Annotated in this window: 19 protein-coding genes and 1 tRNA gene; 15 read left to right on the top strand and 5 right to left on the bottom strand. The window is 62.2% G+C overall.

Annotation, left to right across the window (positions count from 1 at the left end):
* Position 1: 1 nt before the first annotated feature.
* From pheT to V6X30_RS04685, 10 genes are all read left to right on the top strand, one after another.
* Positions 2–2,380 (top strand): phenylalanine--tRNA ligase subunit beta, encoded by a 2,379-nt coding sequence (gene pheT, locus V6X30_RS04730; protein ID WP_367983494.1) that lies wholly within the window; start codon positions 2–4, stop codon positions 2,378–2,380.
* Positions 2,381–2,387: 7 nt separating this feature from the next.
* Positions 2,388–2,687: an integration host factor subunit alpha gene (gene ihfA / locus V6X30_RS04725; protein WP_367983493.1), complete on the top strand. Its 300-nt coding sequence runs from the start codon at positions 2,388–2,390 to the stop codon at positions 2,685–2,687.
* Entirely contained in the window at positions 2,668–3,024 is a 357-nt protein-coding gene (locus V6X30_RS04720) for a MerR family transcriptional regulator (protein ID WP_367983492.1), read from the top strand. The genes ihfA and V6X30_RS04720 overlap by 20 nt, the downstream gene beginning before the upstream one ends.
* 319 nt (positions 3,025–3,343) lie before the next feature.
* Complete coding sequence (locus tag V6X30_RS04715; protein WP_367983491.1) at positions 3,344–3,787, top strand: hypothetical protein; 444 nt, start codon at positions 3,344–3,346, stop codon at positions 3,785–3,787.
* 7 nt (positions 3,788–3,794) lie between these two features.
* Positions 3,795–5,897: an EAL domain-containing protein gene (locus V6X30_RS04710; protein WP_367983490.1), complete on the top strand. Its 2,103-nt coding sequence runs from the start codon at positions 3,795–3,797 to the stop codon at positions 5,895–5,897.
* Positions 5,894–7,123: an outer membrane beta-barrel protein gene (locus V6X30_RS04705; RefSeq protein WP_367983489.1), complete on the top strand. Its 1,230-nt coding sequence runs from the start codon at positions 5,894–5,896 to the stop codon at positions 7,121–7,123. Before V6X30_RS04710 ends, V6X30_RS04705 begins: the two co-directional genes overlap by 4 nt.
* Positions 7,124–7,132: 9 nt before the next feature.
* Positions 7,133–8,239, top strand: coding sequence for a GGDEF domain-containing protein (locus V6X30_RS04700; RefSeq protein WP_367983488.1), 1,107 nt, complete (start codon positions 7,133–7,135; stop codon positions 8,237–8,239).
* Complete coding sequence (locus V6X30_RS04695; RefSeq protein ID WP_367983487.1) at positions 8,236–9,504, top strand: HD-GYP domain-containing protein; 1,269 nt, start codon at positions 8,236–8,238, stop codon at positions 9,502–9,504. Before V6X30_RS04700 ends, V6X30_RS04695 begins: the two co-directional genes overlap by 4 nt.
* Positions 9,501–10,703: an HD-GYP domain-containing protein gene (locus V6X30_RS04690; RefSeq protein WP_367983486.1), complete on the top strand. Its 1,203-nt coding sequence runs from the start codon at positions 9,501–9,503 to the stop codon at positions 10,701–10,703. The genes V6X30_RS04695 and V6X30_RS04690 overlap by 4 nt, the downstream gene beginning before the upstream one ends.
* Before the next feature lie 63 nt (positions 10,704–10,766).
* Positions 10,767–10,843, top strand: a tRNA-Pro gene (locus tag V6X30_RS04685).
* 17 nt (positions 10,844–10,860) lie between these two features.
* Here the strand turns inward: V6X30_RS04685 and V6X30_RS04680 are convergent.
* Both V6X30_RS04680 and V6X30_RS04675 read right to left on the bottom strand, forming a co-directional pair.
* A complete protein-coding gene (locus V6X30_RS04680) occupies positions 10,861–11,793 on the bottom strand; it encodes an AEC family transporter (RefSeq protein WP_367983485.1) in 933 nt (310 codons plus the stop codon).
* Positions 11,794–11,922: 129 nt separating this feature from the next.
* Entirely contained in the window at positions 11,923–12,942 is a 1,020-nt protein-coding gene (locus V6X30_RS04675) for a GGDEF domain-containing protein (RefSeq protein WP_367983484.1), read from the bottom strand.
* A 167-nt stretch (positions 12,943–13,109) separates the two neighbouring features.
* Between V6X30_RS04675 and V6X30_RS04670 the strand changes: the two genes are divergently transcribed.
* From V6X30_RS04670 to V6X30_RS04650, 5 genes are all read left to right on the top strand, one after another.
* A complete protein-coding gene (locus tag V6X30_RS04670; RefSeq protein ID WP_367983483.1) occupies positions 13,110–14,039 on the top strand; it encodes a histone deacetylase family protein in 930 nt (309 codons plus the stop codon).
* A 124-nt stretch (positions 14,040–14,163) separates the two neighbouring features.
* Positions 14,164–14,616, top strand: coding sequence for an acyloxyacyl hydrolase (locus V6X30_RS04665; protein WP_367983482.1), 453 nt, complete (start codon positions 14,164–14,166; stop codon positions 14,614–14,616).
* A gap of 202 nt (positions 14,617–14,818) precedes the next feature.
* Complete coding sequence (locus V6X30_RS04660) at positions 14,819–15,217, top strand: hypothetical protein (RefSeq protein ID WP_367983481.1); 399 nt, start codon at positions 14,819–14,821, stop codon at positions 15,215–15,217.
* Between the two features lie 4 nt (positions 15,218–15,221).
* Complete coding sequence (locus V6X30_RS04655) at positions 15,222–15,938, top strand: type 1 glutamine amidotransferase (protein ID WP_367983480.1); 717 nt, start codon at positions 15,222–15,224, stop codon at positions 15,936–15,938.
* A complete protein-coding gene (locus V6X30_RS04650) occupies positions 15,935–17,392 on the top strand; it encodes an RsmB/NOP family class I SAM-dependent RNA methyltransferase (RefSeq protein WP_367983479.1) in 1,458 nt (485 codons plus the stop codon). Before V6X30_RS04655 ends, V6X30_RS04650 begins: the two co-directional genes overlap by 4 nt.
* On the opposite strand, the gene V6X30_RS04645 is transcribed toward V6X30_RS04650, so the two are convergent.
* The 3 genes from V6X30_RS04645 to pgl are packed head-to-tail and all read right to left on the bottom strand — an operon-like array spanning position 17,358 to position 19,937.
* On the bottom strand, positions 17,358–18,254 hold the full coding sequence (locus V6X30_RS04645; protein WP_367983478.1) for an SIS domain-containing protein: 897 nt from the start codon (positions 18,252–18,254) through the stop codon (positions 17,358–17,360). The two genes, V6X30_RS04650 and V6X30_RS04645, sit on opposite strands and share 35 nt — an antisense overlap.
* Positions 18,251–19,225 carry a glucokinase gene (glk, locus tag V6X30_RS04640; RefSeq protein ID WP_367983477.1) on the bottom strand — a complete coding sequence of 325 codons (975 nt, stop codon included), beginning with the start codon at positions 19,223–19,225 and terminating at the stop codon, positions 18,251–18,253. Before glk ends, V6X30_RS04645 begins: the two co-directional genes overlap by 4 nt.
* Complete coding sequence (gene pgl / locus V6X30_RS04635) at positions 19,206–19,937, bottom strand: 6-phosphogluconolactonase (RefSeq protein WP_367983476.1); 732 nt, start codon at positions 19,935–19,937, stop codon at positions 19,206–19,208. Before pgl ends, glk begins: the two co-directional genes overlap by 20 nt.
* Between the last annotated feature and the right edge of the window lie 2 nt (positions 19,938–19,939).

The following is a 19,939-nucleotide window of genomic DNA, read 5'->3' as shown; positions in this document are numbered from 1 at the left end:
CATGAGAATCAGCGAACATTGGTTACGTGAATGGGTGGCGGTCCCGGAGGCCACTTCAGAATTGGCTGAACGGCTCACGATGGCAGGCCTCGAGGTGGATGCCGTCGAAACGGCGGCACCGGCGTTCAGCGATGTTGTCGTCGGTGAGATCACCGAATGCGAACAGCATCCCGACGCCGAGCGCCTGCGGGTCTGCCAGGTGAACGATGGTACCGATGAACCGAAAACCGTTGTCTGTGGCGCACCGAACGCCGTCGCTGGGCTGAAGGCGCCCTTTGCCCGGGTCGGGGCCCGGCTGCCCGAGGCCATGAAGATCAAGGCGGCCAAGCTGCGGGGTATCAAGTCCTTCGGCATGCTCTGCGCGGCGCGGGAGCTGGGGCTTTCGGAGGAAAGCGCCGGGCTCATGGCGCTTCCCGCCGAGGCCCCGGTCGGCGCGGATCTTCGCGACTGGCTGGATCTGGACGATCCGGTGATCGAGGTGGAGCTCACGCCCAACCGCAGCGACTGCCTGAGCATGGCCGGCGTTGCCCGCGAGGTCGGCGTGCTCACGCGCAATCCGGTGGCCGTGCCCGCGATCGAGGAGGTTCCTGCCACCACCGAGGCGACCCTCGGGGTGACGCTGGAAAGCCCGGCGGACTGCCCGCGGTACTGCGGCCGGGTGGTTCATGGCGTCAACACCCAGGCGCCGACCCCTACCTGGCTCGCTGAGCGCCTGCGCCGGGCGGGCATTCGGCCGCTGGGGATCGTGGTCGACATCACCAATTACCTCATGCTTGAGCTGGGACAGCCCATGCATGCCTTTGATCTGGCGATGCTCGTTGGCGGTATACGGGTCCGGCAGGCACGACCCGGCGAGCGTCTTGAGTTGCTCAATGGCGACACCGTCTCGCTGGGCGCGGACACGCTGGTGATCGCCGATGAGCAAAAGCCGGTGGCGCTGGCTGGCGTGATGGGTGGCCAGGCGACGGCGGTCAGTGACGGCACGACCGATATCTTCCTCGAGGCCGCTTTCTTCGCGCCGGCGGCCATCGCCGGACGGGCCCGGGAATACGGGCTGCATACGGACTCTTCCCATCGCTTCGAGCGGGGCGTTGATCCCGAGCGTTGTCGCGAGGCGATGGAGCGTGCGACGGCGCTGCTGCTGGCCCATGCAGGGGGAGAACCCGGTCCGGTGACGGAGGCCGTGGACGCGGTGCATCTGCCGCAGGAGCGGCGGGTGACAGTCCGCCCGACGCGCGTCAATGCGCTGCTCGGCACGGCGATCGATGAGGAGGCGATGCGCGAGACGCTTACCCGCCTTGGCATGGTGCCTGAGGAGAAGGGCGAGCACTGGGAAATCGTTGCACCGAGCTGGCGCTTCGATATTGCCCGCGAGGTGGATCTCATCGAGGAAATCGCCCGTATCCATGGCTACGACCGCCTTCCGTCGCGACGCACGGCGCTGCCCGCGAGTATTCCGCCGGAATCCGAGTCGCGGGTGACGCTGGCTCGGATCCGTTCGCTGCTGGTGGACCGCGGTTACCAGGAGGCCATCACCTACAGCTTCGTCTCCGAGGGGTTGCAGTCGGCGCTGGATCCGGAACACACGCCGCTCGCGCTGGCCAACCCGCTATCGAGCGACATGGGCGTGATGCGCAGTTCCCTCTGGCCCGGGCTGATTGGCGCGGTCATTCACAATCAAAATCGGCAGATGGCCCGTGTCCGGCTGTTCGAGGCCGGGCTGCGTTTCCGTGGCACGCTTGAAGATCTGGAGCAGACGCCGGTTGTTGCCGGTGTGGTGACCGGCTCCGCGCATGTCCAGCACTGGGCCGATGCCAGTCGGCCGGTCGACTTTTTCGATATCAAGGGCGATGTCGAGGCGCTTATCACGCTCGCCTCACCCCAGCGGCGGTGCCACTTCAGGCCGGAGAGCCATCCGGCATTACATCCGGGGCAGGCGGCGCGGGTCTATCTCGATGACCGGCCAATCGGCTGGGTCGGGGCGCTGCACCCGCAACAGGCGCGTGATCTGGATCTCGACAAGGGGGTCTACCTCTTCGAGCTGGAGCAGTCCGCCTTCCAGGATCGATCCCTGCCGGCATTCCAGCCGATCTCGCGCTATCCGGCCATCCGGCGGGACCTCGCCGTGGTCGTGGCCGAGTCGGTGACGGCGGAATCGGTGCGTGAGTGCATCAGTAAAGCCGCCGGGCAGTCGCTGCAGTCGCTGCAGCTTTTTGACGTCTATCGGGGCAAGGGCGTCCAAGACGGGTGTAAAAGTCTCGCCATGGGATTGATTGTGCAGGATTATTCCCGCACTCTTACCGATGAAGAAGTTGATCGCATCCAGCAGGACGTTATTCGCGCACTGGGCGAGTCGCTCGGTGCGGAATTGAGGGAGTAGGGCACGAATGGCGTTGACCAAGGCCGATATGGCCGAGCGGCTTTTCGAAGAAGTCGGTCTGAACAAGCGTGAGGCCAAGGAACTTGTCGAGAGCTTCTTCGAGGAAATCCGGAGCGCCCTCGAGGATGGCACGCCGGTCAAGCTTTCCGGATTCGGTAACTTCGATCTGCGGGATAAGAATGAACGCCCGGGACGCAACCCAAAGACCGGCGAGGAGATCCCCATCTCTGCGCGGCGGGTGGTGACCTTCCGGCCTGGGCAGAAACTGAAATCGAGGGTGGAGGCCTATGCTGGACGCGAGCAGTAACGACGAGCTGCCGCCGATCCCGGCGAAACGCTACTTCACCATCGGTGAGGTCAGTGAGCTGTGCGCGGTCAAACCCCATGTGCTGCGCTACTGGGAGCAGGAGTTCCCGCAGCTCAATCCCGTCAAGCGGCGCGGCAACCGGCGCTATTACCAGCGTCAGGACGTCATTCTCATTCGTCAGATCCGGGGTCTGCTCTATCAGCAGGGCTTTACCATTGGCGGTGCCCGCCAGCAGCTCTCCGGCGAAACGGCCAAGGACGACGCCAACCAGCGCCAGCAGGTGATCCGTCAGATGCGCAGCGAACTCGAAGCAGTCCTCGCCGAGCTCAAGCGCTGAAAGCACCGTAAGCAATCCCAAAGCGTCTCAGCTGTTAGTTAATTGGGCTTTCGCATATAGCGAAGGCCCAAAAAGTCGCACAGCGAACAAAACACACAAAAGCTGACCGATCGAAAGGACGGGGTTTTCAGGGGCATCTCCTGGCTGCCCAGGTTGATTGCCGTATACCTTATAGGTGAAGTTCGAATTAAGGGCTAAGGGGCATGGCGTTCCGGTCAGGATCGCGGCGCCAAGGCCCTAGGGCACTCACTATAATAAGGAATTCCACGGTAATTTTATGATCTTGCAGAGATTTTCCCCGTGCTGGCTTGTATTGATAATGCTTGGCGGCGTTCTCTACCTATCGTCGGTGTCGGCGGCGACCCTCGTCATCCGCGACGAGACGGGCCAAGTTGTCGAGCGCTTCGACGATCAGGAGCTGGCTGCATTACCCCAGCGCTCATTCCAGACCGCGACGCCGTGGACCGACGGCACCAGTTCGTTTGAGGGCCCAACGCTGGCGGATCTGCTTTCTGTAGTCGAGCAGGTACCGGAGGGCCTCACCCTCCGGGCGCTCAATGACTATCAGGTTGAATTCCCGATGTCCGCCATGATGGAAGACGCACCGATCATCGCCTTTCTCCGGGATGGTCGGCGGATGAGCGTGCGAGAGCAAGGCCCCTATTGGCTGATGTTTCCGTTCGATTCCGACCCGGCACTCCAGCAGGAAAGGTTCTATAGTCTCAGTGTCTGGCAACTGAAAGAAATCATCATTCATCGGTAGCGACGGCATGCCAGAACATCCGGTGGCGCCGTCAGTTGGTGTGCCCGCTGCGCCAGGCGCGGCCGGCGTCAATGTTGATCTTCATCGCGCGGGCACTGATGAGGTCGTTAGCCCAAGGTTTGGCTGGCTCCATGATCGCCTGACGGTGACGCTGCTTGCGGCCCTGTTGGTCGCCTTGTTTTCGGTGGCTGTCTATCTGGCCGTTGATGTTCAAAAGGACATCGCAGAGAACCGGTCGATTGGTAGTGACAATTACAGCTGGACGATCTTCCAGCTCGAGACAGATTACCTGCGTCTCATTAACACGTTCGACCATTACCTCACGATGCGCGCCAAGGATGGCGGGGTGTCGGATGAGGACTTCGCCGAGTTGAAGCAGAAGTTCGACATCTTCTACAGCCGGATCGGTGTCGCGGTCGCCTCGATCACCAATCAGCTCGGTGGGCCGGCCCTCTCGCAATTCACGGAAACGCTTCTGAAGCGTCGCGACGAATGGGCGATGCGCTTTGACGCATTGGCGCCTGAACATCGATCCGCAGACTGGATGCCGCTCTATCGTTCGCTTGCGGGGGCGTCCGGCACGATCCGGGGCGGCGTTCTGGGCGCGCTCGACGCCATTATTGAGAAACGGGATCGGGAGCGCAGTGCACGCCTGGCGGGCTGGGAGGATTATGTCCGGCTCATCATCCTGATGCTGGCACTGATCGCCGGCGGGCTGCTGGTGACATTCTATATCCTGCGGGGGTTAAGGCAGCAGCAGTCGGACCTGCTTGACCGATCCCGGGAACTTGCAGTGCAGAGCGTGACCGATCCGCTCACCGGCGTTTTCAGTCGCAGGATCCTGGAGCGGCTGTTCCCGGAGAACAAGAGCCCCTATGACATCGCCTTGCTCTCCTACGATATTGATGATTTCAAGCGTACCAACGATCTTTGGGGCCATACCGTCGGTGACGCCCTGTTGCGCGTCGTGGCTCGGACGCTTGACGCGACGAAGGGCCCTGGTGCGATTGCCGTGCGGATGGGAGGAGAAGAGTTTGCGGTTATCACCGATTGGCCGGGCTGGGCGGCGGCAAAGCATCTGGATGAAAGGATACGCGACTCAATTTCCGCCGGGGACGTGACGCTATGCGGTACGACGGTTCAATGCACGGTCTCTGGCGGGATCGCGAGGCTCATGCCGGGCGACGAGATTGATTCCGCGCTTCGATGGGCTGATGAAGCAATGCGCACGGCGAAGCGCATGGGTAAGAATCGGAGTTGCTTCGCCGACGAGGATTTCTTCGCGGCACGCATGGTCGGAGGGCAACTGGTTGATGCGGCGTCGGTAGAGGCTGCACTGGAAAACGGCGAAATCCAGTTTTTCATTCAGCCGATTGTGTCCATGAGTGCTGGTGTTCTGGCGGGGTATGAAACATTGATCCGCTGGGTTACCGCAGATGGGACCATTCACGCGCCGCCCGTCTTTTTGCAGGACTATAAGAAACTCGTCGAATATCCGGATGGCTTTCACCATATTGAGACGAATATTTGTCGAGTGTTGAAGGCGTTGCCGGAAGACATTGGAAAATTCATCAGCCTCAATCTGAGCCTTGACTTCATATACCATGAAGAGAACCTCAATCGCTTGATCCGCCTGGCTGAACGGATCCGCTCGGAATTCAGTTATCGGCTCGTCGTCGAGCTTAGCGAAGCCAGCGCATCGGGTGAACTGATACAGAGCCATTTGCAGAACCAGGCAGAAAGCCTGACGGCACAAGCCGTTGAGCTGGCGCTCGATGATTTCGGGCGTGAAGCGAGCAATATTGATCGAATCGCGGATCTGCCGGTGTCCATTGTCAAGCTCGACAAAAAGCTGATCGATGAGCTCGATTCCAACCCTCGGTCCGAGGCGGCCGTTGCAGGCTTGGTGACGATGATGCAGAGACTCGGCCTGAGGGTGGTTGCCGAGGGGGTGGAGACCGTCAATCAGGCGCGGAAGCTCTTCCATATGGGGGTCAGCGAGCATCAGGGATTTCTCTACGCAAGACCCTTGCCGCCGGAGGCGATGAGTGAGCGCCAGCCTCACATTGAGCGGTTGATCCAGCGCGACATAAGAACGCAAGGGCGATGATGAAGCGCAAGCTGATGTTTCTGGCGATACCCATCGCCTGGGGGCTCGTGAACGCACAGGTCAGCGCAGGAATGAATGAAGCGCCACCGCCCGGATTCCATTGGGGGCTCGGGGCGGCACAGGGCTATGATGACAATATACGTCAGGCCCCCTCCGGGGAGGAAAAGGGGTCAAGCGTGACTGAGATTGCCCCGGCGCTCGGTTATCGCGCGGGGACGCCATCGGCACGCTATTCCATGCGCTATGCCCCCCGCCTTCGCTATTACAGCCGTGCCAGCGATCACAGCCGCGTGGATCACCGCCTCTCGGCAGATCGGTACCAGACGCTGGGCGACGCCGGTAACCTGAACCTGAGCCTCCTTGCGCGGCGATGGACCAGACCGGTGAACAAGAACAATCGCGTTGCCGATGAGCAGGGCGATATCCAGGAAGTCGCGACGCTCGGCGGAACGTACGAGCGGAAGATTTTCGATGGAGCGGGTTCGTACGCACTCGGTATGGGGTATCGCTGGAATCGTTATGCCAATAACCGCACCGCGGCCTCATCGATACCGGGGGCCAATGGATCCAACACGCAGTCGGAGGACTACAACAGCCCCCGACTCGAGGCGATGCTGGGTTGGGAGGCAACCGAGACGACCCGTTTGATTCTAGAGGGGCGTTATGTCGATTTCCGCTATCAATGGGCCGACAGTTCGCTATCGAGTCATGACACCGCCCTGCTCGCCGGTATCAGTTGGAAGCCGTCCTCTGGCGTATCCGGAAGGGTGATGGCCGGACCGCTCCGGAAGGACTTCGACTCGCCGGGGCTTGCTTCGCGGACTATCACGTCCTGGGATGCCCGACTCTCCATTCGCATGAGTCAGCGCTCCCGGCTGCGCTTCAGCAGTCGTCATCGATTTGAGGAAGGCAGTGAGCTCGGTGCGGGCAGGATTCGGCAGGCGGTTACCGAACGCACGACGCATCGGGCAGGGCTGAGTCATCGCCTGACGCCGCGGATGCGCCTCGCCATCGGTTATCTCAATCGGATCAAGGATTATCGTGGCGGCGTAACCGATGGCGGCCAGAACAACATCCGCATGGGATTCGTTAATGTCGTCCGCGCGCTGACGCCGGATTTCGATCTTGGCCTCGAGCTCCGAAAAAAGAAAAACGATTCGACATTCCCTGGGGCAAGCTACACGCGGCAGGGCGTTTTCCTGACTTTGAACTGGCGGCTGCAATAATGGTGTGTGATGGCGGATCGTAGAAGTCTGGAACTCATTCTCGAGGCGAATCGCACGAATCTGCTCACCCACTGGGCCATTATCATGTCAGTGGGGGGATTTGTCTTGCTGTTGGTGCTCGATAAGATGAGCCCAGGAATAACACAGTTATTTACAACACTTATGTTGCTTTCTGGGCTTGTATCAATGTCTCTTGTCGGGCTACATCGGCCACTGGCGAGTGGCTGGGTTTTGATCATTGGTATATCGCTTGCCTCCGCGGGTCTGATCACAGTGACCGGCGCATTGCAATCGCCTTTTCTGATGATTCTCATTGCACCACTGATAACGTCCGGGCTTTTTCTTGGTTGGAAATGGGCGATGGCCACAGGTATGGCACTCATCGTTTATATTGCTGCGCTAGAGTGGTTTGCACCAATTATTTTCGGTGTGCAACCGAAAACGCTCCTCGCCGATGATGTAGTGCGGTCCAGCGATCTGCATGGTGCGTCGGCGCTGTTCGCATTCGTCATTATACTATGTGGAGTGCGCCATAATTCCCGCATCAGCACGCGGCTCATTGACGAGTTCATGGAAAGAGATATTCAGGATCCGCTAACCGGCGTTTTGAATCGACGCGGTTTTAATGAACTCATTAGTCGCATAGCCGAGGATCCACCCCATGCAGGTGGTGCACTACTGCTGCTGGACGTGGATGACTTCAAGGCGATCAATGATCGTTACGGCCATCCGGTTGGCGATGAGGTGCTTCTTTTCGTCGTTGAGGTAGTCGGTGAGCAGATACGCCAGCGCGATAGAGTGGCGAGGCTGGGGGGCGATGAGTTCGCCGTTGTGCTCGGTGGGGTGGGAGAGGCTGAGGCATCGGGCATCGCCGAACGGATCAGCGCCGCGTTCCGTCATCGTTCATTCACCGGTTCCAATGGAAGTCATTGCGAGGTGAGTGTTTCCGTCGGCCTCGCGCATTGCGAACATGATGGTCCTTGCGATCCCGAGCCTCTTCTTCAGGCCGCCGATGATGCGCTTTATCGTGCGAAGGCGAAAAGCGGCCCCACCGTCGCCTTTTCGAGGACCCGCGACGCCCCGCGGCTTGCATGCGGGGAGGGGGCTGGCGGATGAGGTCACTGATTCCCGGGCGGCCTAATCCGGATATTGAGGCATTTGTCGGGATCCGCGGGATTTCGTTCAACGAGGCCGCGGAGGATCTGCGCCGAAAGATCATACAGAATATTCTGGCGGCCATTACGATTGCGGCGCTCGCACTGCTGATCGTGACGCTTTCCCGGGTCGTGATGGAGGGCTGGCAGCCACTGTTCGCTTTCCTCTGGGTCGCCAGCGGCCTGACAGTCGGCGCGTATCTTTTCCGCAGCTGGCTATCGATCGGTCAGATTTCATTGCTGCTATGGCTGAGCTGGACGGCGATGGCGTTTGGGGCCTTCGTCGTTGTGGGAATGGCTTCGATGGGCCCCGTCTTTTTTATGCTGGCGGTATCGATGGCCGCCATTGGCCTGCGTCTGAAGCATGTCCTGGGGCTGGTGTTGCTTAAATTCATTCTTCTCATGGGTGTGACTTTTCTGATTCAAACGGGTCGCCTTACTCCGGTTCCGTCCACTGGCTTGGCGTTCCTCACCAACCCCCTAATATGGGTGTTGCACTCCATTCTGCTGAGCATTGCATCAGTGGTGGTCGTCTATGCCACGGCTGTTCTGGTCCGATTCTATTTCGAGATCGCGGACCGGACGCGGCAGAATTTCTATCATAGCCTGGGGCTGATGTCGCTCGCTCGTGACACGGAAACGGGTGAGCATATTTTCCGCATTGAGGACTATTCAGAAATTCTCTACGAATTGCTCTCGGAAGGTACCTATGGTGAAGATTGGACGCCCGATTTCGATTTGGAGAAACTGAAAAAAGCCTCGCGGCTCCACGATCTCGGAAAAATTTCGATCCCTGACAGCGTGCTTCAGAAACCCGGTGGCCTCACGCCCGAAGAGTTCGAGATCATCAAGACCCATACCGATGTTGGTGCGCGTTTGATCGAGCAGATCGCCGATAAGTGTCGGGGGGTGGATCGGGAGACCCTGGAGTTGGCCCGGGATATCGCGCGCTGGCACCATGAAAACTGGACCGGTGGGGGTTATCCGGACGGTCTTTCTGGTCGTGAAATCCCGCTGGCAGCGAGGATAGTCAGTATCTGCGACGTCTACGATGCGCTGCGGTCTGAGCGACCCTACAAGCCGGCATGGTCACATCAGGATACGGTTGATGAGATAGCCCGGATGGGACACAAATTCGATCCACGTATTCTGGATAGCTTCATGTTTTGTCAACAAAAGTTCGATGGTGTCTGGCGCAGGTATATGCGGGTGGAGGAATCGCCGTGAGGCTGTACCCCGGCGCCAGGCTCGATAACCTCGTCTCCGACGACCTCCAGCGGGCGATCCTCAAGCGCGTGATGGCTGCGATGGTCGTTGGTGCCGGGCTGGTGATGGTGCTGTCGTTCATTCGCGTCACCATCGAAGGGTTCCAACCAAAGTTCGCCGCGATGTGGATCGTTGCAATTGGCATATTCCTGCTCTGGCGCGTCCATGCGCGTTGGCGTCCATCCCGCATTGGTCTTGTTCTTTATGGTCTTTTCACGGCGATGGGCTCCGTGGCGCTGCTGAACACCGGTATCGCCTCGATCGGTGCAATCTTCCTGTTCATCGCACTCGCCATGGCCTCCATCGTCTTCGATCTGACGCGGCTGATTGCACTGGTCCTGTTCCAGCTCGGGCTGTTTGCGATCTCCATCGTCCTGATCAATGCGGACATAGTGGCACCACTGCCGGCCAATGGTGCGCCCTATCTGCTGCAGCCGAAGACCTGGGCGTTCCATGGGGTGGTGATCGCTGTTGGTGGAATGGTCTCGTTCTATGGGACAAGCGTGCTGGGCGAGTGGTACCGAAACAGTCTGGAGCAGGCTCGGAAGAAATTCTTCGACGGTGTGGCGGTGATGTCCCTCGCGCACGACACGGAGACGGGGCAGCATATTGATCGGGTGTCGTTGTACGCGGCCGAGGTGTACCGATGGCTTGCGGGCACAGAACGCGCCCGAGAGCTCACTTTTTCAGTCGACGAGCTCGCCAATGCGGTCAAGCTCCACGACCTGGGGAAGATTTCCATTTCCGACGGAATTCTCAAGAAGCCCGGCAAGCTGACCGCGGCGGAATTCGAGAAAATGAAGAAGCACACCGTGCTCGGGGCACAGATCATCACCACCATGATGGAGCGGAGTGAGGGCATGGATCGGCCCACCATGTCGCTGGCCCGCGATATTGCGCGCAGTCACCATGAGAACTGGCAGGGCGGCGGTTATCCGGATGGGCTTGAGGGCGAACAGATACCGCTGGCAGCCAGAATCATGAGCCTATGCGATGTCTACGATGCGCTGCGGTCGGCCAGGACGTACAAACCCGGCTGGTCTCATGAGGCAACCGTCGAGGAAATGCTGGGGATGGAGAACAAATTCGATCCGGTGCTGCTCGCGGGTTTTCGACAGTATAATGACCGTTTCGAGGCGCTCTACGCCGAGGCTCCCTGATTCGGTGGAGGACGGGCAATATTGGCGTCGTAAAGGCTCTAGTGTATCCTTCCAATCTCAAGTCGGGGTGTAGCGCAGCCTGGTAGCGCACCTGCATGGGGTGCAGGTGGTCGGAGGTTCAAATCCTCTCACCCCGACCATTCCTTACAGTCTCTTATTACCCGAGCCAGCTAACCAGTGCCGAAATGGTCACCACGGCGACCGCCGTCGTGACGAATATCGCCGTGGATACCGCCTCGGCGCGGCGCTGGTAGCGTTGGGCGAGCACATAGACGTTGGCCGCGATGGGCAGCGCTGCCTGCAGAATAGCGACCGCCGCCCAGACCGGCGGCAGGTCGAACACCCAGACCGCCATGGCCGCGACCAGCGCCGGGTGGATGAAGAGTTTAAGCAACACCAGATAGCCGGTCTCAAGCGCGCCCTCGGTGACTGGGCGCCCCGCCAGGGTCGCGCCGAGCGCGAACAAGGCGCATGGTCCAGCGGCGTCGGCCAGCAAACCGCCGTAGCGCAGGATAGGTTCCGGCACGGGCACGGCGATCAGGTTGAGGGTAACGCCGATCAGGCCGGCGGTCACAATGGGGTTACGGATGACGCCAACGCTGATCTGCTTAAGTAGCGCCCGGTTTCGCCGACCACTGCCAAGATCGGCCTCGATCACTGCAGTCGCCAGGCCCAGCATGATGATGGTGTCGCCCATCACGATCAGCACCGCTGGCAGCGCTGCCTCGCTGCCGTAGAGCAGGATCACAAGGGGCAGGCCGATAAAGCCAACATTGGAGAACACGCCACCCAGGGCCTGAATGGCGGCATCGGCGGGGCGCAGACGGAAGAGTCGACGTCCCAACAAAAGCGCCACGAAAAATAGCATGATGCCCGGCAGATAGTAGCTTGCCAGCAGTTCGGGCACCGCCCCGGTGGCGGCTGGTGCCTCATAGGTCTTGATGAGTAGCAGCGCCGGCAGCGCAAAATAGAACACAAAGGTATTGAGCCCGGCGACCGTTGTCTCACCCAGCATCCGACCCCGTGCCGCCAGATAGCCGGTGAAGATCAGCGCAAAGAACGGCAGCGCAATGTTGACGACCGATTGCATACGGGCCCCGATGGCGCAAATAAGCGACGGTAGAGTGTCGTGCCCGGCGATATGAAGCGCAAGTGGGGTCGCCCTGAACCGGGCGCGGCAGGAGGTTTATCCGCCGATCGTCGCGGCGATGGCCATATCTCAGTCCAGACCGACCGGCTCGCCGGCGGCCTTGGCCTGATACATCGCCTGATCTGCCCGCTCCAGCAGCGTCTCCCAATCGGCTGCCGGGCCATCGGCGACGACCACGCCGGCGCTTGCATGCACCGTGAGGGTTAGCTGCTCGGCGCCGCTATCCATCGGGATGTTGATCGGTTTATTAATACTTTCGACCAGTCGCTGGGCGACCGCCATCGCCTCCTGACGAGCCTTCTCGGAATCCCTGTCCAGGTCGCTAATGATCGCCACAAATTCATCGCCGCCGTAGCGATAGCCTGCATCATCCGCCCGTTGCAGGCGATCGATCCGCTGGCCGAGTGTTCGCAGGACGATATCGCCCACGGCATGACCATGCAGATCATTGATTTGCTTGAAGTCGTCCAGGTCAATAAAGATCAACGCGTCATGAGATCCATGCGTCTTCGCATTCGCGGGTCGGCCGGTCATTGCCCTGTCCAGGCTGTGACGGTTGGGCATGCGCGTGACCGGATCAAGAAAAGCCCGCCGAGCCCTTTTGTCGAGATCGCGCTTGTCCAGGGTAAAAGCGACCACTTTGGCGACATTGCGTATGAGGTCGATCTCGCCGGCCAGGAACCGCCGGTAGGAATGCACTGAGTCGTAGCCCATGAATCCGGCCACTTCGCCATGGATGACCAAGGGGACAGCCAGGAGGGACTTAATGCCCTGCGCCTGCAGGGTGCCCTTCTCGAGCCGCGCATCGGAGAGGGCGTCCACGTCGGCAATTTCAATGACATCGCCGCGTGCGAACGTCTCCCACCAGACATCGGCGATGTCCACCGGCAGGTCCTGCAACATACCGATCATCGGCTCGACGCCATCGACACACCACTCATGCGTGTTGTCCAGCGCAACGTCATCGCGGATGCGAAACACATAGGTGCGGTCCGACTCGGTGAATCGGCCGAGTCGCTCGAGTGCCCTGTGGATGGCTTCATCGAGCTCTCGTGGACGAGCATCCAGCAGTTCGTTCACGATCCCCATGCTCAGGTGGAGTCCCTGGGTAAGGCGCTGAGTTGTTCGGGTTGATATGTCCATTCAGTCGTGGTTTTTGGAATGCAGATTTTTGACTGGTTCGTACACCCTGAGCTTAGAGTCGATAATCGCCCGTTTGATCCCGCCGGGACATACGCAGACGCAAGAGGGGGGACATGAGAATCGCCGCGGTCCATCACCCGGACTACACCATTCGGATGCCGGCATCCCATCCGTTTCCGATGGCCAAATTTAGTATTCTGAAACATCAGCTGGTTCATTTTGAATCTGAATTTCAGTGGTATCTGCCGCCGCTCGCTTCGCGTGCTGAGCTGGAGACCGTGCATGAGGCCCACTACCTGGACGCGCTGTTCGCCGGCACGCTTGATCGCGCGGCCGAGCGCAGAAGCGGCTTCCCCTGGTCGGAGGCGCTGGTCCGGCGGGTTCGCCTGGAAACCGGCGGCACCTGTCTCACCGCGCGGCTTGCCCTTGAGAATGGCCTGGCACTGAATGCCGCGGGTGGAACCCATCACGCCCACGCCGACTTCGCCAGTGGTTACTGTCTGCTCAATGACATCGCGGTTGCGACCAGAACATTACTGGCGGGACGGGTGGTGGACCGGGTGCTGATCGTCGATCTCGACGTCCATCAGGGCGACGGGACGGCGCGACTGCTCGCCAACGAGCCGCGGGCCTTCACCTTTTCCATGCATGCGGCGCGAAATTTCCCTGCCCGCAAGGCCGTCAGCGATCTGGACATGCCACTCGAGAGCGGCCTTGGGGACGACGACTATCTCGAAACGCTGGCCGGAGTGCTGCCGCGTCTGCTCGACGAGCAGCAGCCGAGTCTCGTCATCTATGATGCCGGGGTTGATGTGCACTCGGCGGATCGCCTCGGGCACTTGTGTCTCAGCGACTCCGGTCTGTTTCGGCGTGATCGATTCGTCATGGAGGCGGCGCGCCGCCGGGGGATCCCGGTCGCGGCGGTCATTGGTGGCGGATACGATCGCGACATCGACGCGCTCTGCCGGCGCCATGGGCAGCTCTTCCGCGCAGCGGTCCTTGGCATGAAGGAATCCCGCTATAATCCTCCCCCTACATTCTGATCAGGGGAATCATATGGGGGTTAGACACCGCATTGGGGGATGGCTTGGTGTTTTGACACTGGGGCTGGTGGCTTCTCTGGCGCTGGCATCGCCCGCTCCCGCGCAGACACAGGGAGCGCCGCTGATGCGTGAGACCGGGCTGCGCAGCGGTAGCGGTGACGGCTTCGATGTCTTCGAGCTCTACTATCGCCGGTCCGCGCCGGTCATGCAGCGCGCAGTGCTTGACCGGTTTGGTCTCCGGCGCTGGAACGCACGTTGGGACATGGTGCTCGGCCTGTGGTCCGGGAGTCATCGGGATACCGCCGTTGCGGCGGTCGGGCCGGCCATCGAGCGTCGCCTGTCCGCTGCTCCGCTGCGATTCACTCTTGGTCTGCAGCCAACGCTGATCTCACGGCATGACGGCAACGGCAAGGATCTGGGTGGGCCATTGCAGTTCACCAGCCATGTCGGTGTCGCCTGGGCGCCGCGCGGCGGGCTTATTCTCGGGCTGCGTCTCCAGCACACCTCAAACGCCCGTTTCTACAACAGCAACCCGGGTGTGGATATCGCCTCGGTAGAAATCGGCTACGCGTTCTAAATATGACTGCGACCTCTCAGCTGCCGCGCGTGATGGCGCTGGCGGCGGTTGATCGGAGTTCTTCCGGGCTGAGCCATCGCTGGCGATTTCTTCTTTGCCCGACAGGACACGGCGTCATGCCGAAACGTCGCTTGTCGGTTCAATGTTGCAGCGCGAAAATGTCCGCAGTTTCAGTCATTCACCGAAAACTGCGGAGTATCCGGTGCAGGAGCAATTCCTTTTGATCGCCGACGAATTGGGCTGGGATCTGGAGGCCCAGATCGAGCGGCTCGATGAGTTCGTTCGTGTCTACGGTGCGGCGGGTCGAATGGATGCGGAACTTGCCGAGATCGGGCTATCGCTCCGTCAGCGCCTGCACCGCGAGTCCCTGCGTGACGCCATGCTGCGTTTCATTGCGCGGCTCGGCGCCCAGGGCGCGTTCTCGCACTATCTCCACGGGCAGATACGGCGTGCCCGCGAGGCGGTCGCCCCCGGTGTGCCCAACGAGCCAACCCGCTCCCCCGCGGCAAAGGGCGCTGGTGAGCGGCGGGGTCTGCGCACCGCGATCCGCCGATGGATGACCGCCCGGGGTCGCGGACCGTCCCGGACGGTGGCATCCTGAAAAGATGAACCGATCCACGGATATCAAGCGCATTGGTGTCCTCCTCTGTGACGATCTGCATGAGGAGCTGACGACGCGCTGGTCATCCTATCTCGCCCTGTTCGAGGACCTGCTGGCGGATCCGCGGCAGGATCTTGAGGCCGTGGGATACCGTGTTCACGACGGCGAATGGCCGGCGTCCTGCGATGACGCGAATGGCTGGCTGGTGACCGGCAGTCGCGCCAGTGTCCACGAGGATCCGGCGTGGGTTGGTCCGTTGCAGGCGCTGGTCCGGGAAATCGACGCCGCGGGCATACCACTGATCGGTGTGTGCTTCGGCCACCAGCTCATTCACTCGGCGCTTGGCGGACGGACGGAGCGATCCGGGCTCGGCTGGCATCTCGGTGCCTACCCGGTGCGCTGTGAACGGCCGTTCGGCGGACGCGGCCCGGGCGAAGCCCTATCGCTGCTGGCGGTGCATCAGGATCAGGTGATCGAGCCGGCGCCGGGCTTTGAGCGCCTGGCGACGAGCGACCAGTGTCCCTGGTATGCCAGCCGCCGCGGCCGCACCCTGACTATCCAGGGGCATCCCGAGTTCGACCGCGAGTTCTTCCACGCCCTCATGCAACGGGTTCGTGCGAAGGCCGGCGACGAGGCCGTGGAGGCCGCGCTGGATGGGCTGCCTGGTGAGGATCATACGCCATTGGTGCGGGCCTACATGCGGGACTGGCTGAGGCCTTGAGTCCGGTCGAGGCGCTGCGGCGCTATAGTTCCATCTGCCCGGACTGGCCCGGTTTTGCAGCCGCGCTGCTACACCCTCAGCCCGTCAGCCTGCGACCTCATCCCGAGCGCATCAACGCCACCGAACTCATCAGTCTTCTTGCCGATGCGGGCTTGCCGGCGTCCCCGGCTGACTGGGATGCCAGCAGCCTGCGGCTTCGTCCCGATGCATCCCCGGGGCAGCACTGGGGCTATTTCGCCGGGCTGTTCCAGGTCCAGGAGGAGGCGGCACAACTGCCGGTCAGACTGCTGGATCCACAGCCCGGTGAACGGGTTCTCGACCTCTGTGCCGCACCCGGCAACAAGACGGCCCAAGTGGCGCTCGCCATGGGCAATCGCGGCCTGGTGGTGGCCAATGAACTCCAGTCCGGACGGCTCCCCGCACTGCGTCAGCTCGTTCGGCGGTTGGGGCTACGCAATGTCCTGATCCACCGGGGAGCAGGGGAGTCGCTGCCCGGGGTGACCGGCCCCTACGACCGGGTGCTCGTGGATGCGCCCTGCAGCGGCGAGGGAACCTGGCGGAAATACCGACGGCATCGACGCGAGGTGGCGCGCCGGATCGATGAGCGCGAGCGGGATGATCTCGCCGCACGGCAGACGCGGCTGCTGGATCGGGCCGTGCGCCTGTGTCGGCCCGGCGGGCGGATCGTTTATTCCACCTGTACCTACGCACCGGAAGAAAATGAGGCCGTGGTCGATGCCATCCTGCGCCACCATGGGGATCGCCTGAGCGTGGAGACGGCCTCGGTCGAGGGCTTTGCCGTCTCGGAGGGTGTTAAGGAATGGGCGGGGCAGCGGTATGACCCGAGGTTGGCTCGGGCATTGCGGATATGGCCGGGCATCACGGATACCGGCGGGTTTTTCGTCGTCGTCCTTCATCGCCACGGGGCGCCCGGGGAGGCGATGGGTCAATCTCGGGCAGAGCCCGCCCATGAAGCGTCCCAGACCTTACCGGCGGATCCGGCGACCGACGCCGTACTCACCCGCTTTGGCATTGATGCCGCCTGTCTGCGCGGGCTGGAGGCCGGGCCGGATGGCGGTCGGTATCTCCACTACCGTGTCGCCGGGCAATCATGGCCGGCCCGGGCACAGCCGGATGCCTTCGGGCTGGCGGCGATCGGGTTACAGGTCAAACCCTTCAAGCCCACCACCGCACTGGCCCTGTGGCTCGCTCCGGCAGCAACCCGCAATTGTGTGGCGCTGGATGCTACTCAGACGGCCGCCTTTCTGCGGCGTCAGCCGATCGCGCTGGATGACGTGAAAGCGGCGAAACCGCTGGACGGCCCGGGCTTTGTGCTGCTGACCCATGCCGGCCATGGGCTGGGGGTGGCGCGCCTCAATCGCGAGGGCCAGCTCGAGAGCCAGTTCCCCAAGGCCTGGGTCAATCCGAATCCGGGATTTCCCGTCGCTGGTTGAGGGTCTGCTTGATGCGGGCCAGGCGCGCCTGGGTGTGCGAGCCGCCGCGCAGGGCGACGCCCACCGCAAGGACATCCAGCAGGGCCAGATGGGCGAGACGGGAGAGCATTGGCGTGTAGATGTCGGTATCTTCGTCGACCTCGGCATTCAGGGTGACACTGGCGAGATGGGCCAGTGGCGTGCCAGGCGCCGTGATACCGATCACCGGAACGCCGCGGTCACGGGCGACCCGCAGGCTCTGCAGCAGATCGCCGCTGCGGCCGGTGTGCGAAATGGCGATGATGACCGCATCCCGAGGCGTCACGGTGGCCGAGATGGCGTGGTTGTGGGGATCGGTATAGGCGGCCACGGGCATCCCCAGGCGAAAGAACTTGTGCTGGGCGTCCTGGGCAACGAGCCCGGACGCACCGTGGCCGAAGAGTTCGATCCGGCTTGCTCCGGCGAGCAGATCAATTGCCCGCTCCAGGCGATCATGCGGCAACTGATTGCGCGTGTGGATCAGCGTGGCGATCTGCCGGTCCATCACCTTGGCGGCGAGCTCTTCCAGCGGCTCATCACTCTCGAGGCCCATCGGCGTCGGTGGCAGGCCGGTGGCCAGGCTGCGGGCGAGGGCCATCTTGAAGCCCTGGACACCACGATAGCCAAGCCGCTTGCAGAACCGCACCACGGTGGGTTCGCTGACATCAGCGGCGGCGGCGATGACGCCGATGGCCTGATCCATTGCCGCATGCGGCCGCGCCAGGATATGCAGGGCCACCTTGCGCTCCGAGGGGGAGAGTTCGGGCATCAAGGTCCGGACCTGTTCAAGCAGCGGCGTGTTCTGACCGCGCCGCGCCGGGTCGTTGGATTCCGCTTCACTCACGCCTGCGCCTCCAGGTAGACGGACAGCCCCAGCAGCGCCGGTGCCGGGTGCTGGATGGCATAGACCGGGATGGCGGCGAGGTAGTCGTGGAAACGCCCCTTGGCCGTAAACCGCTCAAGGAAGCAGGTCCAATCGAACGCATCGCCGAGTGCCGGGATGATGCCACCGCCCAGATAGATCCCGCCCCGAGCACCGGTGGCGAGCGCCAGATCGCCGGCGGCCGAGCCCAGGGCGGCGGTGAACCGTTCAAGCACCTCGGCGCACAGCGGATCGCCCGCAACGGCCTTCCGTGCGATGGCCTCCGCGCTGAGCGCTCGTGGCGGATGGCCATCGATCGCCCGGAGCGCGTCGTGGACCGCCTCCATGCCAACGCCGGAAGCAACCCGCTCGGCGCTGCAGTGGCCGAAGCGTTGGTGAATGTAGAGGGCGATTTCCGCCTCGCGCCGGCTGGTGATCCCGAGGCTGATATGTCCACCCTCGGTGGCGAATACCGACCACTGGCTGCCGAGCCGGGTAATCAAAGCGCTGCCCAACCCGGTGCCGGGCCCGAGGGCCAGCAGTGGGGCATCCGCCGCCGGGTGGCCGGCGTTGTGTTGCACCCGATGCGACTCGGACAGACGAGTGACCGCCCAGCCCTGTGCCACCCAGTCGTTGACCAGCACCAGGTGATCGAGCCTCAGGGTCTGTCGGGTCGCGGAGATGGAAAATGTCCATCCCGCATTGGTCAGGCGCACGGTATCGTCATTCAGTGGACTGGCGACCGCGCATATGACCCGGGAAGGGACATGCTCGCCGCCGAGTTGCGCCATCGCCGCCTGCAGGAAGCCGGCCAAGCCAGGGAAGTCCGCGGTGGGCCGGCTGAAAACCGTGCCCGGCTCGCGCCCGGGCTCAGTGATGAGGCCAGCGCGGGCATTAGTGCCACCGATATCGGCGACCAGCACGGGCATCGTGTCAGGGCGAGTAGTAGACATGGACTGGCACATGGCGCTGGTTGAGCAGGGCATGGACGGGGAATCGGTGCGTATCTCCGCCGTCGACTGCTTTCCGTAGCGTTGCCCACTTCGCCGCCCCGGTGATGTGCAAGGCTATCCAGCGGCTCTGCAGCAGCGTATTGAGCGTAAGCGTCAGGCGTGCATAGGGGGCATCCGGTGCCTGTGTCGCGACGCAGCGCGAGTCTGTGGCGGTATCCAGTGCCCGCGACAGCGCCGGATCATCCGGAAACATCGAGGCGGTATGGCCATCGCTGCCCATCCCCAGGATCACCGCATCGAAAGGGCGTGGGAGCAGGCCAAGTGCCGCGCCGCAGGCCGCCTCGTCGGCGCGTTCCCCGACGCCTTCACGGTGGAGCGGGTAGAAGTGGGCGCGCGCGGCATCTTCCTGGAGCAGGTGGGTGCGCACCAACCGGGCATTGCTGGCCTCATCATCCTCAGGCACGCGGCGTTCGTCGGTCAGGCTCACGTAGACCTGGTCCCAGGGTAGTGCGAGCGTCCGCAACCGCTCGAATACCGGTATGGGGGTCCGCCCGCCCGGTACCAGAAGGCTGGCTCGCCCGCGGGCCTTTACGCCATAGCGAATGACCTCGCTCACCCGCTGTGCAAGCGCGCCAGCCGTCTGCGCCGGGCTGGCGAACCGCTGTGCGGCCTCCAGGGTTTGTGTGGCCGGCGTCGCGCGTCCGATCCCCATGT

It is taken from the genome of Spiribacter sp. 1M189 (assembly GCF_040838345.1).
Lineage (GTDB): Bacteria > Pseudomonadota > Gammaproteobacteria > Nitrococcales > Nitrococcaceae > Spiribacter > Spiribacter insolitus.
This window is presented reverse-complemented; position numbering and strand designations above follow the sequence as displayed.

What these genes read in the sequence shown, in the direction of transcription:
- pheT (WP_367983494.1), top strand. Translation starts at nt 2, where the DNA reads ATGAGAATCAGCGAACATTGGTTACGTGAATGGGTGGCGGTCCCGGAG.
- ihfA (WP_367983493.1), top strand. Translation starts at nt 2,388, where the DNA reads ATGGCGTTGACCAAGGCCGATATGGCCGAGCGGCTTTTCGAAGAAGTC.
- V6X30_RS04720 (WP_367983492.1), top strand. Translation starts at nt 2,668, where the DNA reads ATGCTGGACGCGAGCAGTAACGACGAGCTGCCGCCGATCCCGGCGAAA.
- V6X30_RS04715 (WP_367983491.1), top strand. Translation starts at nt 3,344, where the DNA reads ATGCTTGGCGGCGTTCTCTACCTATCGTCGGTGTCGGCGGCGACCCTC.
- V6X30_RS04710 (WP_367983490.1), top strand. Translation starts at nt 3,795, where the DNA reads ATGCCAGAACATCCGGTGGCGCCGTCAGTTGGTGTGCCCGCTGCGCCA.
- V6X30_RS04705 (WP_367983489.1), top strand. Translation starts at nt 5,894, where the DNA reads ATGATGAAGCGCAAGCTGATGTTTCTGGCGATACCCATCGCCTGGGGG.
- V6X30_RS04700 (WP_367983488.1), top strand. Translation starts at nt 7,133, where the DNA reads ATGGCGGATCGTAGAAGTCTGGAACTCATTCTCGAGGCGAATCGCACG.
- V6X30_RS04695 (WP_367983487.1), top strand. Translation starts at nt 8,236, where the DNA reads ATGAGGTCACTGATTCCCGGGCGGCCTAATCCGGATATTGAGGCATTT.
- V6X30_RS04680 (WP_367983485.1), bottom strand. Translation starts at nt 11,793, where the DNA reads ATGCAATCGGTCGTCAACATTGCGCTGCCGTTCTTTGCGCTGATCTTC.
- V6X30_RS04675 (WP_367983484.1), bottom strand. Translation starts at nt 12,942, where the DNA reads ATGGGGATCGTGAACGAACTGCTGGATGCTCGTCCACGAGAGCTCGAT.
- V6X30_RS04670 (WP_367983483.1), top strand. Translation starts at nt 13,110, where the DNA reads ATGAGAATCGCCGCGGTCCATCACCCGGACTACACCATTCGGATGCCG.
- V6X30_RS04665 (WP_367983482.1), top strand. Translation starts at nt 14,164, where the DNA reads ATGCGTGAGACCGGGCTGCGCAGCGGTAGCGGTGACGGCTTCGATGTC.
- V6X30_RS04655 (WP_367983480.1), top strand. Translation starts at nt 15,222, where the DNA reads ATGAACCGATCCACGGATATCAAGCGCATTGGTGTCCTCCTCTGTGAC.
- glk (WP_367983477.1), bottom strand. Translation starts at nt 19,225, where the DNA reads ATGTCTACTACTCGCCCTGACACGATGCCCGTGCTGGTCGCCGATATC.
- pgl (WP_367983476.1), bottom strand. Translation starts at nt 19,937, where the DNA reads ATGGGGATCGGACGCGCGACGCCGGCCACACAAACCCTGGAGGCCGCA.